Origin of the sequence: Amycolatopsis thailandensis (assembly GCF_002234405.1) — a bacterium.
Lineage (GTDB): Bacteria > Actinomycetota > Actinomycetes > Mycobacteriales > Pseudonocardiaceae > Amycolatopsis > Amycolatopsis thailandensis.
Genome location: NZ_NMQT01000182.1, coordinates 1 through 14,767, shown reverse-complemented (window position 1 = coordinate 14,767; position 14,767 = coordinate 1). Strand labels below are relative to the sequence as shown.

Annotated in this window: 17 protein-coding genes; 10 read left to right on the top strand and 7 right to left on the bottom strand. The window is 68.2% G+C overall.

The features are described 5' to 3' along the window. Positions 1-524: 524 nt before the first annotated feature. The 6 genes from pstB to CFP71_RS40180 all read right to left on the bottom strand — a co-directional run bounded on the left by pstB (position 525) and on the right by CFP71_RS40180 (position 6,450). Entirely contained in the window at positions 525-1,301 is a 777-nt protein-coding gene (pstB, locus tag CFP71_RS40205) for a phosphate ABC transporter ATP-binding protein PstB (RefSeq protein WP_005152681.1), read from the bottom strand. A gap of 10 nt (positions 1,302-1,311) precedes the next feature. Next, on the bottom strand, positions 1,312-2,229 hold the full coding sequence (gene pstA / locus CFP71_RS40200) for a phosphate ABC transporter permease PstA (protein ID WP_093939128.1): 918 nt from the start codon (positions 2,227-2,229) through the stop codon (positions 1,312-1,314). Positions 2,230-2,231: 2 nt separating this feature from the next. Continuing rightward, positions 2,232-3,149, bottom strand: coding sequence for a phosphate ABC transporter permease subunit PstC (pstC, locus tag CFP71_RS40195; RefSeq protein ID WP_093939131.1), 918 nt, complete (start codon positions 3,147-3,149; stop codon positions 2,232-2,234). A gap of 209 nt (positions 3,150-3,358) precedes the next feature. Further along, positions 3,359-4,486, bottom strand: a complete 1,128-nt coding sequence (gene pstS, locus CFP71_RS40190; RefSeq protein ID WP_093939127.1) for a phosphate ABC transporter substrate-binding protein PstS — start codon at positions 4,484-4,486, stop codon at positions 3,359-3,361. 229 nt (positions 4,487-4,715) lie between these two features. Continuing rightward, entirely contained in the window at positions 4,716-5,630 is a 915-nt protein-coding gene (gene mshD, locus CFP71_RS40185) for a mycothiol synthase (protein ID WP_093939126.1), read from the bottom strand. A gap of 67 nt (positions 5,631-5,697) precedes the next feature. Next, a complete protein-coding gene (locus CFP71_RS40180) occupies positions 5,698-6,450 on the bottom strand; it encodes a winged helix-turn-helix transcriptional regulator (RefSeq protein WP_093939125.1) in 753 nt (250 codons plus the stop codon). A 143-nt stretch (positions 6,451-6,593) separates the two neighbouring features. Between CFP71_RS40180 and CFP71_RS40175 the strand changes: the two genes are divergently transcribed. From CFP71_RS40175 to CFP71_RS40135, 9 genes are all read left to right on the top strand, one after another. Further along, entirely contained in the window at positions 6,594-7,490 is an 897-nt protein-coding gene (locus CFP71_RS40175; protein ID WP_093939124.1) for an LmeA family phospholipid-binding protein, read from the top strand. Between the two features lie 7 nt (positions 7,491-7,497). Next, positions 7,498-7,917 carry a TlpA family protein disulfide reductase gene (locus CFP71_RS40170; protein ID WP_093939130.1) on the top strand — a complete coding sequence of 140 codons (420 nt, stop codon included), beginning with the start codon at positions 7,498-7,500 and terminating at the stop codon, positions 7,915-7,917. Positions 7,918-8,150: 233 nt separating this feature from the next. Then, positions 8,151-8,585, top strand: a complete 435-nt coding sequence (locus CFP71_RS40165; RefSeq protein WP_093939123.1) for a DUF4395 domain-containing protein — start codon at positions 8,151-8,153, stop codon at positions 8,583-8,585. 21 nt (positions 8,586-8,606) lie between these two features. Then, positions 8,607-9,443 (top strand): sulfurtransferase, encoded by an 837-nt coding sequence (locus CFP71_RS40160; RefSeq protein ID WP_093939122.1) that lies wholly within the window; start codon positions 8,607-8,609, stop codon positions 9,441-9,443. After that, positions 9,443-9,751 carry a DUF1416 domain-containing protein gene (locus CFP71_RS40155; protein WP_167406447.1) on the top strand — a complete coding sequence of 103 codons (309 nt, stop codon included), beginning with the start codon at positions 9,443-9,445 and terminating at the stop codon, positions 9,749-9,751. Before CFP71_RS40160 ends, CFP71_RS40155 begins: the two co-directional genes overlap by 1 nt. Before the next feature lie 252 nt (positions 9,752-10,003). Beyond that, complete coding sequence (locus CFP71_RS40150; protein ID WP_093939120.1) at positions 10,004-10,627, top strand: heme-binding beta-barrel domain-containing protein; 624 nt, start codon at positions 10,004-10,006, stop codon at positions 10,625-10,627. Positions 10,628-10,636: 9 nt separating this feature from the next. Continuing rightward, positions 10,637-11,248, top strand: coding sequence for a 5-oxoprolinase subunit PxpB (gene pxpB, locus CFP71_RS40145; RefSeq protein ID WP_093939119.1), 612 nt, complete (start codon positions 10,637-10,639; stop codon positions 11,246-11,248). Continuing rightward, entirely contained in the window at positions 11,245-12,117 is an 873-nt protein-coding gene (locus tag CFP71_RS40140) for a 5-oxoprolinase subunit C family protein (protein ID WP_093939118.1), read from the top strand. Before pxpB ends, CFP71_RS40140 begins: the two co-directional genes overlap by 4 nt. After that, entirely contained in the window at positions 12,105-12,518 is a 414-nt protein-coding gene (locus tag CFP71_RS40135) for a hypothetical protein (protein WP_093939117.1), read from the top strand. Before CFP71_RS40140 ends, CFP71_RS40135 begins: the two co-directional genes overlap by 13 nt. Here CFP71_RS40135 and CFP71_RS40130 read toward each other — a convergent pair. Continuing rightward, entirely contained in the window at positions 12,511-13,365 is an 855-nt protein-coding gene (locus tag CFP71_RS40130) for an aminodeoxychorismate lyase (RefSeq protein WP_093939116.1), read from the bottom strand. The two genes, CFP71_RS40135 and CFP71_RS40130, sit on opposite strands and share 8 nt — an antisense overlap. Positions 13,366-13,395: 30 nt before the next feature. On the opposite strand from CFP71_RS40130, the gene ygfZ reads away from it, so the two are divergent. After that, the gene (ygfZ, locus tag CFP71_RS40125; RefSeq protein ID WP_093939129.1) at positions 13,396-14,523 is read left to right on the top strand and encodes a CAF17-like 4Fe-4S cluster assembly/insertion protein YgfZ; all 1,128 of its coding nucleotides are present in this window, start codon (positions 13,396-13,398) and stop codon (positions 14,521-14,523) included. The last annotated feature ends 244 nt before the right edge of the window (positions 14,524-14,767 follow it).

Below are 14,767 nucleotides of genomic sequence, written 5' to 3'. Positions count from 1 at the left end.
GAAGGGGCCTTTCCGCGCATCGGATGCGGTGAAAGGCCCCTTCGGCACGTCGCGGCCCGGGTACTCGCGATCACCCGCCGCGGGCGCACCTGCCCACGCCTGACTGGACGAGAGTGGTGGTTCCGCGGCTGCCAGGCGCGACGATGTAGGAATTGGGACGTTGAACGTCCCAATTCCTACATCGTCGCCAAGGACGCCGGGCGCACCGGTGGCAGACGAGGTGACGGGGGAAGATTCCGGACGCTCAACGGCCGAAATCTTCCCCCGTCGACCGCACCGGCCCCCAGCACCGGCTTCACCCACCGTCGAGACGAAGCAGGGCCCGAGTGTGGAGGAACGTCACTTACCCACTCACGACCCCACGCAAAGTGCCCGAAACGGGCGTTGGAGCTGGGAAGAATGTCCGTTGTGAACCAGCGGGGTCGCGGTCGGCCCTGAAATCCAACGGAACGGTCGGAAGTACATGAAGGCCCCCTTCCTTGCGCCTGGCGCAAGGAAGGGGGCCTTCATGTACTTGCCGAGACTCAGCCGAACCGGCCCGAGATGTAGTCCTCGGTCGCCTTCTCGTCCGGGTTCGAGAAGATCTTCTCGGTGTCGTTCAGCTCCACCAGGCGACCCGGCTGGCCGACGCCCGCCAGGTTGAAGAACGCGGTCTGGTCCGAGACGCGCGCCGCCTGCTGCATGTTGTGCGTCACGATGACGATCGTGTACTCCTTCTTGAGCTCACCGATCAGGTCCTCGATGGCCAGCGTCGAGATCGGGTCGAGCGCGGAGCACGGTTCGTCCATCAGCAGCACGTCCGGCCGCACGGCGATCGCCCGCGCGATGCAGAGCCGCTGCTGCTGACCACCGGAGAGGCCGCCGCCGGGCTTGTTCAGCCGGTCCTTGACCTCGTTCCACAGGTTCGCGCCGCGCAGCGCGCGCTCGGCGACCTCGTCGAGCTCCTTCTTGCCCTTGGTGCCGCCGAGGCGCAGGCCTGCCACGACGTTGTCGCGGATCGACATCGTCGGGAACGGGTTGGGCCGCTGGAACACCATGCCGATCGTGCGGCGGACCTGCACCGGGTCGACCCCGGCGCCGTAGATGTCCTCGCCGTCGAGCAGCACCTCACCCTCGACGCGGGCGCCGGGGATGACCTCGTGCATGCGGTTCAGCGTGCGCAGCACCGTCGACTTGCCGCAGCCCGACGGGCCGATGAACGCGGTGACGTTCCGCGGCGGCACCGAGAGGGTGACGCCGTCCACGGCGTGGAATTTGCCGTAGTAGATGTCCACGTCTTTGACGTCGATTCGTTTGGCCATCTCAAACAGCTCACTTCTTCTTCGGGGCGACAAGACGGGCAAAGAGCATGGCGAGAAGGTTCACGATCGCGATGATCAGCACCAGGGTGAGCGCGGCACCCCAGATCCGGTCGAACGCGACGGTACCTTCGTCGAACGGGTTGCTGACCCGTTCGTTGTTCATCAGAAGCGGCAAAGCGGCCTGTTCGCCACCGAAGATGTCCCAGTTCACGTAGGCGGAGTACCCCACGAGGACCAGCAGCGGCGCGGTCTCGCCCATGACCCGGGCGAGCGCCATCATGATGCCGCCGATGATGCCGGACAGCGCGGTCGGCAGGACGATCTTCATGATCGTCTTCCACTTGGGCACGCCGAGCGCGTAGGAGGCTTCGCGCAGGTCGTCCGGGACGATCCGCAGCATCTCCTCCGACGAGCGCACGACCACCGGGATCATCAGCAGCACCAGGGCGAGCGACACGGCGAAACCGCTGCGCGGGAGGCCGAACGTCGTGATCCACAGCGCGTAGATGAACAGCGCCGCGACGATCGAGGGGACACCGGAGAGGATGTCCACCATGAACGTCGTGACCTTCGCGAGCTTCCCGCGGCCGTATTCGACCAGGTAGATCGCGACCAGCATGCCGATCGGGACCGCGATGATCGCGCAGACCAGGCCCTGCAGCACCGAGCCGATGACGGCGTGCAGCACACCGCCGCCGACCTCGTCCGACAGCACCGAGCCGAAGTCCTCGGTCCACCAGTTGCTGTAGGGGATCCGCTTGACGCCGTTGATGACCACCGTGGCGAGCAGCCAGACCAGCGGCACGACGGCGATCAGGAACGACAGCCAGATCAGGACCGTCGCGAGGCCGTTCTTGGCCTTCCGTGCCAGGCTGACCTGCTGGAAGGCGGGGGTGGTGGCGGGGGTCTTCTCGAGCGTGGTGGACATGCTCAGTCCCCCTTCTTGGCGATGATGGATCGCGCGGCGAAGTTGACGATGAACGTCAGCAGGAACAGCACGAGGCCGGCCGCGATGTACGCGCCCGCCGAGATCTCGTTGTTGAGTTCCGCGTAGTCCGCCGCGATCTTCGAGGCGAAGGTGGCGCCACCGTCGAAGAGGCTCCAGGTGAACTCGCGGCCCACCGCGCCGGTCAGGATGATCGCGAGCGCGATCGTCTCGCCGAGCGCGCGGCCGAGGCCCAGCATCGAGGCGCCGATGTAGCCTGCCTTGCCGAACGGCAGCACCGTGGTGCGGATGACCTCCCAGCGGGTGGCGCCCAGCGCCAGCGCGCCTTCGATGTGCGGGGTCGGGGTCCGCTCGAACACCTCACGCGACAGCGAGGTGATGATCGGCAGGATCATCACGGCGAGCACGATGCCCGCGGTGAAGATCGTGCCGCGCAGGTCCGGCGAGACGTTGCCCGCCGCGAACAGCGGGATCCACGAGAAGGTGTCGTTGACCCACTGGGAGAAGGGCTCGATCGTCGGTGCGAAGACCATCAGGCCCCACAGGCCGTAGATGATCGACGGGACCGCGGCGAGCAGGTCGATCACGTAGGCGAAGGGCCTCGCCAGCCGCTTCGGCGCGTACTGGGTGAGGAACAGGGCGATGCCGAGCGAGATCGGCATCGCGATGATCAGGGCCAGCAGCGCCGAGTAGACCGTGACCAGCAGCAGGCCCATGATGCCGAACTTCATGTCGTTCGGATCGGTCTGCCAGACCTGGCTGGTCAGGAAGTTCACGTTGTCGGCCTGGAGCGCCGGAATGGCCTGCACCAGCAGGAACAGTCCGATCAGGCCGATCAGCGAGACGACGAAGACGCCGGCTCCGGTGGTCAGGAACTGGAAGATGCGGTCACCGGGCCGCACCGTCCTGGAATTGGGGCTCGCGAGTGGCACCGAGGACTTCTCGGGCGGTGACGCGGCAGGTTGCTCCGAAATCGGGTCCTCCGTGAAGGTCTCGCGGACGCCAGAACGCCCACCGGGGTCGCCGGTGGGCGTTCTGGGCGAAGACGAATCGCTCATCGACTACTTCTGTCCAGCCTGTTTACTGATCGGCCTGAAGATCGGCAACAGGGTCAGGCGATGGCCTTGACGGCGGTCAGGACCTTGTCCTGCAGGCTCTGCGGGATCGGCACGTAGCCCTTGTCCGAGAGCGGCTTCTGACCGTCGGTGGCGGCGACGTTCAGGAACGCCTTGACGGCCTTGGCGACCTCGGCGTCGGCGTACTTGGAGCAGACGATCTCGTAGGTGGCGAGGATGATCGGGTAGGTGCCGGCGACGTTGCTGGAGTAGATCGCGTTCAGGTCCAGCGCGAGGTCGTTGGTGCCTTCCTTCTTGAACTTCGCCGCGTCGAGGGCCTTGGCGACGTTCGCCGCGGTGAGCTCGACACCGCCGGAGCCGCTGTCGATCAGGGCGGCGTTGATGCCGTCCTTCGCGAACGCGGACTCGACGTAGGTGATCGCGCCGTCGGTGGCCTTGACCGCGCTGGCCACACCGTTGGACTTCTCGGCACCGTTACCGACGCCACCGGCGAACTTCTTGCCGTCGCCCTGGGTCCAGGCGCCCTTCGAGGCGGCCTTCAGGTACTTCTGGAAGTTGTCGGTGGTGCCCGACTCGTCGGAGCGCGAGATGACCTGGATGGCCTTGTCCGGCAGGTTGACGCTCTCGTTGCCCTTGACCGCCTTGATGGCCGGGTCGTTCCACTTGGTGATGCCGCCGTTGAAGATCTTGGCGGTGACCTCGGGGGTCAGCGTCAGCTTGTCGACACCGGAAACCTTGTACGCGACGGCGACCGGGCCGATGACGAGCGGCAGGTTCCACGCGTCGGAGGCGCAGCGGGCCTTGGCCTTGTCGGCCTCCTCGCCGTCCTTGAGAGGCGAGTCCGAACCGGCGAAGTCGACCTGGTTCGCGTTGAACTGCTTGATGCCGGCGCCGGAACCGCTGGGGTTGTAGTTCACCTTCTGGCCGGAGCACTTGGCGGCGTACTGCTGCACGAAGATGTCGACCGCGGTCTTCTGCGCGGACGAGCCCTCGGCCGAAAGCGGGTTCTTGCCGCCGCATTCGACGTTGGCCGCGCCACTGGGCGCGGACGCGGCGCCCGAGCTCTGGGGCTTGGTCGCCGCCGGGTCGGATCCACAGGCGCCGAGCACGAGGGCGGCGGTGGCCACGATGCCGATCGCGCCCGCGGGCCGCATGATCTTCACTGCATTTCCTCCACTGGGAGACTTTCGCCGGATCGGTGGAACGGGAGCGTTCCTTCCGGACCCGGACATTAAGCACCGACAGTGGACAGGCGACCGTCTAAGGGTGAACGGCAAGTGAACAAGGCGGCCGATGTGAGCAGCGCGACTACTCCGAAAGTGGTCTGTGTCCCGGCCGTGACCTGCGCGTCTGCTCTCCGTGACCGGTCAAGTGCCGCACGTGTGAACGCGGTTACCGAGCGTATTGGACGTCGACCTCGTATCGGGTGAAGCCGAGCTTCGAATAGACCGCGAGCGCGGGAGCGTTGTCGCCCTCCACGTACAAGATCACCTGTCCCAGCCCGCGATCGCGGAGATACCGCAGGCCGGCGAGGGTGAGCGCCTTCCCGAGGCCACCGCCCTGCGCGTCCGGATCGATGCCGACGACGTAGACCTCGCCCGCGGGCTCGCCGCCGAACCGGCCGGGGACCGCCTCGTGGACCTTTGTCCAGTGGAATCCGATGACCTTCCCGTCCTCTTCCGCGAGGAAGAAACCCTCGGGGTCGAACCAGGCTTCCTTCTCGGTCGCGCGGACCTCGTCGGCGGTCAGGGCGCCCTGCTCGGGGTGCCAGTCGAAGGCGCGCGCGTTGACGCGGACCATCGCTTCCTCGTCCTGACCGGGAACGAACGTGCGCAGTGTGACGCCCTCGCGCGTCACGGGTTCCGGCCAGTCCGCCGCTTCGGCGTCGGCGTGCAGGATCAGCAGCTCACGGGCGCGCTCGAAGCCTTCGGTCCCGGCGATGTGGACGGCGGCGGGGTGGTCGCCGTGCGCCCAGACGCGCAGCGGCTTCCCGGCGACGTGCTCGGCCAGGGCCTTGGTGAGCGCTCTGCCGTGACCCGAGCGGCGGTGCGCGGGGTGGACGAACAGTTCGGCGACCTGGTTGCCGTGCGAGTCGCCTTCGGTGTCGAGGTGCGCATACGCGACCAGCTCACCGTCGACGTGCCCCAGGAGGTGCTCTCCACCGTCGAAACCGGTGTCCTCCGGGCGGCCGTCGGCCTCGCGCACGGCGAGGAGGAAGTCGTGGATCTCTTCCGTTTCCGGTTCACCGGTCCAAGCCAGATCCGAGACACTCTTTCCCGTCGAGGGTCCATCAGCGCCGTCAAGCATGAAACCGACCCTACCGGGGAACCAGTAAGCCGCCCGGACGTCTTGTCAGGCAGGAGAGGGAGGGACCTCAGTGCGCGGAAAGCTCGTTCGGCTCGTAGACGCTCGCGTCCGGGGCGATGGCCTGCTGCTTGGCCGCGGCGCCCTTGGACGGCCGCTCGAACTTGTAGCCGACGTTGCGCACGGTCCCGATCATCTGCTCGTGCTCCGGCCCCAGCTTCGCGCGCAGGCGCCGGACGTGGACGTCGACGGTGCGCGTGCCGCCGAAGAAGTCGTAGCCCCAGACCTCCTGCAGCAGCTGCGCGCGGGTGAACACCCGGCCGGCGTGCTGCGCGAGGTACTTGAGGAGCTCGAACTCCTTGTAGGTGAGTTCGAGGGTGCGCTTGCGGAGCTTCGCGGTGTAGGTCGCCTCGTCGATGACCAGCTCGCCGACGCGGAGTTCGGCGTCGACCTGCGCGGCGGCACCGTCGCGGGTGGTGACCAGCCGCAGCCGGGCGTCGACCTCGGCGGGACCGGCCGTCGGGAGCATGATGTCGTCGGTGCGCCATTCCGCGCTGACCGCGACCAGCCCGCCTTCGCCGACCACGGCGATGACCGGTGTGGAGGCCTCGTCCTCACCGGCGCCCTTGAGCAGGCGGCAGAGGCTCTTCGCGGAGGCGAGATCGGTGCGGGCGTCGAGGACGATGACGTCGCGGTGGCCGGCGTCGAGGAGTGCGGTCACCTCGGGAGCACGTACGCGTACGGTGTGGGGCAGCAGATCGAGAGCGGGCAGCACCGCGGTCGCGTCGGGTTCCGCAGTCAACACCAGAAGGTCCAGGCTCATCGCCGCACCGCCCTAACTCGTAGTCGCCTCGTACGTGGCTACAGCCGGTGCTTAGTGAGAATAGCGGGTGAACGGCCGACGACCTATCCCGTGCTGGATCGATCACACCTGGCCAAAGAGGTTTACGAAGGAGATTCGAAGCGATGGTGAGCAGGCCCGTGGCGCGTGACGAACGGCCTTCCCCCGGCCGGTCCGCCAAGCGACCGAAGCGGCGTGGACGGGGCTGGCTCATCGCCCTCGCGGTGCTCTTGGTCCTGCTGGTCGGGGCCGATTTCGGGGCGGCCGCGTTCGCCGAGCACACGATCTCCCAGAAGACCCGGGAACAGCTGAAGCTGGCCAACGATCCGGCGGTCACGGTGCACGGTTTCCCGTTCCTGACCCAGGCCCTCTCCGGTGACTACAGTCACATCACCATCAACGCCCAGGGCGTCGCCGTTCCGCCGAAGCTGAACGACGTGGACTTCAACGCCGACATGAGCGACGTCACGGCGCCGCTCTCGGACCTGACGTCCGGCAACACCAAGGCGATCACCATCGGCACGCTCAAGGGCGAGGTGATCATCAAGGCCGCCGACATCGCGCGGCAGGCGCCGCTGAACAAGATCGAGAACCTGAAGATCGAGCCGGTCACCGAGGACTACGTCCGCAACGGCGACAGCGGGCAGGGCGAGACGAAGCCCACGACGACCACGAACGAGAACGGCGAGCCGGTGGACACCGCCAGCGCCGGGATCCGGGTTTCGGGCAACGTGCAGATCGCCGGGAACAACACGGAGATCTTCTGCTTCGCGATGATCGAACTGGACGGGCAGAAGATCCGTCTCGAGCCGAAGCGGCTCCAGTTCGGGAATGACAAGGAAACCACCGTCGTTCCCCAGGCTGTGCAGCAACTGCTGCTGCCGAACTTCAACGCGACCATCGACACCGGCGCGATGCCGTTCTCGGTGACCCCGACGTCGGTGCGCGTGAACAGCGGCTCGGTGACCATCAAGGGTGAAGGCAAGAACGTCGCCTTCAGCGGAGCGAAGCCTCAGGGGTGATTTGCGGATGACCGGAGTGTGGGTGCTGCTGGGCGTCCTGGTGCTCGGCGGGGTGGCGGGCGCGCTGATGCAGGCGCGCAACGGCCGCATCCGCGCGGCGAAGGCCGGCGCTCCCGCACTGCCCGGTCGCGTTTCCGGCGCCCTCGCTCCCGAGGGCGTCACCCTGGTTCAAATCTCCACCACGTTCTGCGCGCCGTGCCGCCACACCCGCGTGATCCTGTCGTCGCTCGCGGAGAAGACCGACGGCCTCACGCACGTCGATCTGGACGTCACCGAGACCCCCGAAGTCGCCCAGGCACTTTCGGTATTGCGGACTCCGACGACGCTGGCCTTGACGCCGGACGGCAGGGAGGTCTTCCGCGTCGGCGGCGTTCCCCGAGGTCAGGAGCTTCTCGAAGCCCTGAAACCCCATCTGGCGAACGCCTGATCCCGAATTTTGGGAAGCGTCCCAAGGTGTGAACACGGTTCCCAACCTGAGGGAGCTCTGCGTACCCTCGTGCCCGTGAACAGGCTGCCCCGAACCTTGCTGACCCAGCGCCGCGCAGTGGATCTGTGCCGCGTTCGCAGCAGCCTGTGTCCGGCCTGCTGATCGCGCCTTCGAAGCCGCCGCGCGTGCCTGTCCGGCACGCACCTCTTTCCCTCTCGTTCGCAGGAGGATCCATGTCCGCAGGACCGGCCGTCGACCCCCGGGGTCCGCGTTTCGCCGCCATCCTGACGACGATCGTGCTCGCGATCGTGCTCATCACCCAGTGGTGGCCACTGCTCGCGGCGCAGGCGGTGGTGTTCGCGATCGGCGCCTTCGTCGGCCTGAAGCCGGCGCCGTACTCCCTCCTCTACCGCTACCTGGTGGCGCCGCGGCTGGGCCCGGCGACCGAACGCGAGGACGCGGCCCCGCTGCGGTTCGCGCAGGCCGTCGGCTTCGTGTTCGCCGTCATCGGCACCGTCGGCTTCGCCGCCGGCCTGCCCGCGCTCGGCTTCGTCGCGACGGCGTTCGCGCTGTTCGCGGCCTTCCTCAACGCGGCGTTCAACTTCTGTCTCGGTTGCGAGATGTACCTGCTCATCAAGCGTTTCAGCCCCAGCCCTCGCGCGTCCTAACCCAGAAAGAGAGTCAGCTCCATGAGCCGTGAAGACGTCCTGGTCACCACCCAGTGGGCCGAGGAGAACCTGGACACCCCGGGTGTCGTGTTCATCGAGGTCGACGAGGACACGACCGCGTACGACAACGGACACATCCGCGGTGCGGTGAAGTTCGACTGGCGCAAGGACCTGCAGGACGGGGTCCGGCGCGACTTCGTCAACAAGGAGGGCTTCGAGAAGCTGCTCTCGGAGAAGGGTGTCTCGAACGACGACCGCGTCGTCCTCTACGGCGGCAACAACAACTGGTTCGCCGCGTACGCGTACTGGTACTTCAAGCTCTACGGCCACGAGAACGTGCAGCTGCTCGACGGCGGCCGCAAGAAGTGGGAACTCGACGGCCGCGAGCTGAACTCGGAAGAGGTCAAGCGCGAGGCCACCACCTACAAGGCCAAGGAGCAGGACCTCTCGATCCGCGCGTTCCGCGACGAGGTCGTCCAGGCCATCGGCGGCAGCAACTTCGTCGACGTGCGCTCGCCCGACGAGTTCTCCGGCAAGCTGCTCGCCCCGGCGCACCTGCCGCAGGAGCAGTCGCAGGTCCCGGGCCACATCCCGGGCGCGCTGAACGTCCCGTGGGCGAAGGTCGCCAACGAGGACGGCACCTTCAAGACCGAGGACGAGATCAAGGAGCTGTACTCCGACGAGGGCCTCGACGAGTCGAAGTCCACGATCGCGTACTGCCGCATCGGCGAGCGTTCGTCCATCGCGTGGTTCGCGCTGCACGAGCTCCTCGGCTACGACCAGGTGAAGAACTACGACGGTTCATGGACGGAATACGGCTCGCTCGTCGGCGTGCCGGTCGAGTTGGGAGCTAAGTGATGGCTGACGACAGCTGCGGCGCGCCGGTCCAGGAGGCCACGCCCGCCGACTACGACACCCGCGGTCAGGTCGTGCTGGCCGGCAAGGTGACCGGTGCGGAGGGGCCCGTCGGCGGCGCCTTCGTGCGGTTGCTGGACGGCGGCGGCGACTTCACCGGCGAGGTCGTCTCGTCGGCGGACGGCGACTTCCGTTTCTACGCGGCCCCCGGCGACTGGACGGTGCGCGCGCTGCACCGCTCCGGCAACGGCGAAGCGTCCGTGACCGCCCAGGGCCCGGGCGTCCACCAGCTGGCCATCTCGGTCGCCTAAGACGGGCTGAAGGGGCCCTTCACCGCATGCGATGCGGTGAAGGGCCCCTTCGTCGCGTCACACGCGGGGAAAGCGTCCTTCAGCCCCTGTGGGCACTGCCACGGACCCTCAGCGGGCCTGTCCGGGCAGGTAGCGACTAAAGTGCGTGGCGTGGAGATCCTGTTTACGACCCTGCTGGTGCTCGCCGGCGTCGCGATCACCTGGTTCGCCGTGTACGTCGTCTACCGGCTTTACGCGGACCAGCGCTGACCCATGACGGCTAGTGGCGACGAGGCCATCCAGGCCGCGGAAAAGCGCGCGGAAAGCACGCGCGACCGGAACCTTCCCCAGTTCGACGACATGCCCGTCCCGGGCGACACGGCGAACCTGCGCGAAGGGCCGAACCTCAACGACGCCTGCCTGGCGCTGCTGCCGCTCGTCGGCGTGTGGCGCGGTGAAGGCGAGGTCGACTACCCGACCATCGACGGCCCGTACCGGTTCGGCATGCAGCTGACCATCGCGCACGACGGCCGCCCCTTCCTCACGCACGAGGCTCGCGCCTGGCTGCTCGACGAAGAGGGCAAGGTCATCCGGCCCGCCGCGCGGGAGTCCGGGTTCTGGCGTCCGCAGGCCGACGACACGATCGAGCTGCTGCTGACCCACAACACCGGCATCGTCGAGCTCTTCTACGGCAAGCCCCGTGGCAAGGCTTCGGTTCCGGCCTGGGAGCTGGGCACCGACGCCGTCGTCCGCACTTCGACGGCCAAGGACGTCACGGCCTCGCAGCGGCTCTACGGCATCGTCAACGGCGAACTCGGCTACGTCGAGGAGCGCGCCATGATGGGCCAGGAACTCCAGCCGCACACGTCGGCGCTGCTGCGTCGCGTGGTGGGCTGACCGTCTCCCGTGCGGTGGCGTGCCTACGGCGAGCACGCCGCCCTGCTCGACTGTGATTCCCTGACCCAGACGATCGCGGCGCACGCCACGGTCTCGTCGGCGCGCCCGGCCGGGATCGCCGAACTCGTCCCCGGCGCCCGCAGCCTGCTCGTGGTGGAAACCCCGGGCTCCGGCGCCCTCTCCGCCGTCCGCGAGCTTCTTTCCGGCGCCGATCTCGAACACCCGCCCGAAGGCGAATCCCGCGAGATCACCCTCGACGTCACGTATGACGGCGAAGATCTCGAACTGGTCGCGCAGGACGCCGGAGTGTCCATTGAGGACGTCGTCGGGTTGCACACCGGCGCCGTCTACACCGTGGCGTTCACCGGGTTCGCGCCCGGTTTCGGTTACCTGACAGGACTTCCCGAACCACTCCGGCAGCCGAGGCTGTCGTCTCCGCGCACTCGCGTGCCACCGGGTTCGGTCGGGATCGCGGGTGAGTTCACCGGCGTGTACCCGCGCGTCTCGCCCGGCGGCTGGCGGCTGATCGGCCACACCCGGACCGTCCTGTTCGATCCCCGCGCCGAGCGGCCCGCGCTGCTCGCACCCGGCGACCGCGTGCGGTTCCGGAGCGCCGGATGAGGGCGCTCGAAGTGGTCCGGCCGGGCCCGCTCGCGCTGGTCCAGGACCTCGGCAGGCCCGGCTACGCGCATCTCGGTGTCCCGCCGTCCGGCGCGCTGGACGTCCCGGCGCTGCGGCTGGCCAACCGGCTCGTCGGCAACGACGAGGACGCCGCGGGCGTCGAATGCCTGCTCGGCGGGTCTGCGCTGCGGGCGATCTCCTCTTGCACGATCGCGGTGACCGGTCCGGTCGTCGACGTCGCAATCGACGGGCGCGCGGTCGGCTCGCACGCGCCGGTGTGGCTGGCGGCGGGCCAAGTCGTCGAGATCGGCGCGCCCGCCACCGGTTTGCGCTGCTACCTGGCGGTTTCCGGCGGGATCGCGGTGGACGCGGAACTCGGCAGCCGATCGCGGGACGTCCTTTCGGAGATCGGACCCGCTCCGCTGAAGGCAGGCGACGTCCTCCCGCTCGGCACACCTTCCTTGCCTGGCGGCGCCGATGTCGTGCTGCCCACGGTCGCTCCGGCGTCGTTGGTCGTCGAGGTGGAGCCGGGCCCGCGTGCGCACTGGTTCGAGAACCTCGCGGGCGGGCTCGCGAAGACCTGGACGGTGACGGCGGAATCGAACCGTGTCGGCCTCCGGCTCGACGGACCCGCGTTGACTCGCGAGGACGAATACGTCGAACAGGAGCTGCCCAGCGAGGGCCTGCTGACCGGCGCCGTCCAGGTGCCGCCGAACGGGCTGCCGGTCGTCTTCTTGGCGGATCATCCGACTACCGGTGGTTATCCGGTGGCCGCGGTGGTGAGACGGGCGTCACTCCCGGCACTCGCACAGGCCCGTCCCGGAACCCTTCTCCGCTTTCACTCGTCCACGAGGGTGTGGAACAGGTAAAGGTCGACGGTGGCACGGGTGTCATCGACACGAATTCGGTCCCCTCGCAGCCCGAACTCCCGCAGTCGTTGCGGATAGCGCTGGCCACCGGCCAGATGCGGCGTCCGCTCGGCGACACGCTCCGCCCGCTTCTCGCCCTCTTCACCGACGGCGACTACCAGGTCACCGGCCCCGAACGGCTGGCCGAGGACCGCTACCTGACCCCGAGCGCCGATTGGCCGCCCGCCGACGTCTCGCGGGTCGGTTACTACCGGACGGCGATCAAGAGCGGGCACCGTCCGGTCGCGGTCGTGCTGGAAACCGCCGACGCGGCGGTGATCCTCGACGGGCACCACAAGATCGCGGCCTACCGCGAAGAAGCGATCCTTCCGCACCTGCTGATCATCAGCCCGCTCAGCTGATCGCGTACTCGCTCTCGTACGCGGCGGCCAGTTCGGCGTGGATCGCGCTGGAGTCGCCGAGCGTGACGCCGTCGAGCGTGTGCACCCTGGTCAGCTTGCGGACCGACGAGGCGAGGAACAGCCCTTCGCCTCCGGTGAGGTCCGAAACCTTGAGCGGTTCGACCTTGACCGACCAGCCCGCCCGCTCGGCACCACGGAACAGCGCGGCCTGCGTCGTCCCCGGCAGGATGCCGATGGTCGCGGGCGGCGTGTAAAGCGTCTTGTCCTTCGCGAGGACGACCGTCGAAGTCGGCCCTTCGAAGACCGAACCGTCGGCGGCGGTGAAAATCACATCGCTCGCGCCGCGGCGGCCCGCCTCCCGGAGCGCGGCCATGTTGACGCCGTACGAAATCGACTTCGCGCCCAGCAGCAGCCACGGCGCGCGCTCGGCGAGATCGGGCTCGATACCGCGTTCGAGGGTGATCGCCGCGACGCCTTCGACGCGGGCCCGCAGGACCTTCTCGTCGATCTCCACGCCGAGTGCGAACCCGAACGGCTTCGCTTCCGGGTCGCCGTCGATTCCCCTGGTGTACACCAGTTTCAGCGCGATTTCGGCGGTGCCGGACCAGTTGTCGATGACGACCTGCGCGGCGCGCTCCCAGTCGGCGAGGTCCGGCTCCGGCAGGTCGAGCATGGCCGCGGAACGGGCCAGCCGCTCGAGGTGCGGGCGGAGTTCACGGGGGCGTCCGTCGACGACGAGGATCGTCTCGAACACGCCGTCGCCGCGAAGCAATCCGAGGTCGTCCACCCGCAGGTGAGCGGCTTCGGGGTCGGCCAGGGTCCCGTCGAGGAAGGCAAGCACGCGCATGGGGACACGGTACTCACTAGCATGGGTTTCATGCCCTACCGCTCCCCCCTGCTCGACCTTCCCGGACCGATCGCGGCACCCGACGGGCATCCGGAGGAAGGTGTCCCGTGGCATTGGGGAGACCCCTTCGCCGAGCAACGGACGGCGGCGCGCGGCGCGGTCGTGATCGACCGTTCGCATCGCGAAATCCTGGCCGTGACCGGGGAAGAACGGTTGTCCTGGCTGCATTTGGTGATCTCGCAGCATGTCACCGGGCTCGCCGAGGGCACCGGCACCGAGGCGCTCGTGCTGGACAGCCAAGGCCGCGTCGACACCCACATGGTCGTCGCGCATTCGGACGGCACGGTGTTCCTGGACAGCGACAGGGGCGCGGTGGCCTCCAGCGCGCTGCCTTCCGGCGGCAAGCAGACTTTGCGCGAGTACCTCGAAGCGATGAAGTTCTGGTCCAAAGTGGACATCCGCGACGCGTCGGGGGAACTGGCGCTGCTGACCGTCCTCGGCCCCGAGGCGGACCGGGTACTGGACTCCGTGGGGGTCTCGCTGGGCCCGGACGCGTACTCGGTCGCGCCGATCCCCGGCGGTTTCGCGCGGCGGATGCCGTGGCCGGGACGGCACAGCGTCGACCTCGCCGTGCCCCGCGCCGAACTCGCCGACTGGTGGCGCCGGCTGACCGACGCGGGGGCGCGCCCGGCGGGCAGCTGGACTTTCGACGCGCTGCGAGTCGAGTCGCTGCGGCCGCGGCTGGGGCTCGACACCGACGAGCGCACGATCCCGCACGAGGTGAACTGGGTCGACTCCGCCGCGCATGTGGCGAAGGGCTGCTACCGCGGGCAGGAGACCGTCGCGAAGGTGCACAACGTCGGGCGGCCGCCGCGGTACATGGCGCTGCTGCATCTGGACGGTTCGCCGGAGATCACGCCGGAAACCGGTGACCCGGTGGTGCTGGGCGAGCGGACGGTCGGGCGCGTGGGCAGCGTGGTGCAGCACCACGAACTGGGGCCGATCGCGCTGGCGCTGGTCAAACGCTCGACGCGACCGGGCGCGGAACTGCTGGTCGGTGCCGAAGACCGCGTCGTGCAGGCGGCCATCGATCCGGACTCGGTGCCGGGTGAGGCTCCCGCTCCCGGCCGGGAAGCGGCCCAACGACTGCGGGGCTGAGCTGGGGTTTCGCTGACCTGGCGTTTTGAGTTCGCGTGCCGTGAAGGCCTCCTTCCCTACCTTGAGAGTAGGCAAGGAGGCCTTCACGACCTTCGGGACCATCACTTTCGTCCCAACTGCCACACCAGTCACAACGGTGTCGCGTGAAGGCCCCTTGCCTCGGCTGAGCGCAGGAACTCGGCCTTCACTCACGACCGAAGTACCGCCAGGTACATGAAGGCCTCCTTGCTTGCGCTAGACGCAA

Excerpts from the sequence above, each read along its gene's own strand:
- pstB (WP_005152681.1), bottom strand. The coding sequence starts at position 1,301 with ATGGCCAAACGAATCGACGTCAAAGACGTGGACATCTACTACGGCAAA.
- pstA (WP_093939128.1), bottom strand. The coding sequence starts at position 2,229 with ATGTCCACCACGCTCGAGAAGACCCCCGCCACCACCCCCGCCTTCCAG.
- mshD (WP_093939126.1), bottom strand. The coding sequence starts at position 5,630 with ATGCTTGACGGCGCTGATGGACCCTCGACGGGAAAGAGTGTCTCGGAT.
- CFP71_RS40180 (WP_093939125.1), bottom strand. The coding sequence starts at position 6,450 with ATGAGCCTGGACCTTCTGGTGTTGACTGCGGAACCCGACGCGACCGCG.
- CFP71_RS40175 (WP_093939124.1), top strand. The coding sequence starts at position 6,594 with ATGGTGAGCAGGCCCGTGGCGCGTGACGAACGGCCTTCCCCCGGCCGG.
- CFP71_RS40170 (WP_093939130.1), top strand. The coding sequence starts at position 7,498 with ATGACCGGAGTGTGGGTGCTGCTGGGCGTCCTGGTGCTCGGCGGGGTG.
- CFP71_RS40165 (WP_093939123.1), top strand. The coding sequence starts at position 8,151 with ATGTCCGCAGGACCGGCCGTCGACCCCCGGGGTCCGCGTTTCGCCGCC.
- CFP71_RS40160 (WP_093939122.1), top strand. The coding sequence starts at position 8,607 with ATGAGCCGTGAAGACGTCCTGGTCACCACCCAGTGGGCCGAGGAGAAC.
- CFP71_RS40155 (WP_167406447.1), top strand. The coding sequence starts at position 9,443 with ATGGCTGACGACAGCTGCGGCGCGCCGGTCCAGGAGGCCACGCCCGCC.
- CFP71_RS40150 (WP_093939120.1), top strand. The coding sequence starts at position 10,004 with ATGACGGCTAGTGGCGACGAGGCCATCCAGGCCGCGGAAAAGCGCGCG.
- CFP71_RS40140 (WP_093939118.1), top strand. The coding sequence starts at position 11,245 with ATGAGGGCGCTCGAAGTGGTCCGGCCGGGCCCGCTCGCGCTGGTCCAG.
- CFP71_RS40130 (WP_093939116.1), bottom strand. The coding sequence starts at position 13,365 with ATGCGCGTGCTTGCCTTCCTCGACGGGACCCTGGCCGACCCCGAAGCC.
- ygfZ (WP_093939129.1), top strand. The coding sequence starts at position 13,396 with ATGCCCTACCGCTCCCCCCTGCTCGACCTTCCCGGACCGATCGCGGCA.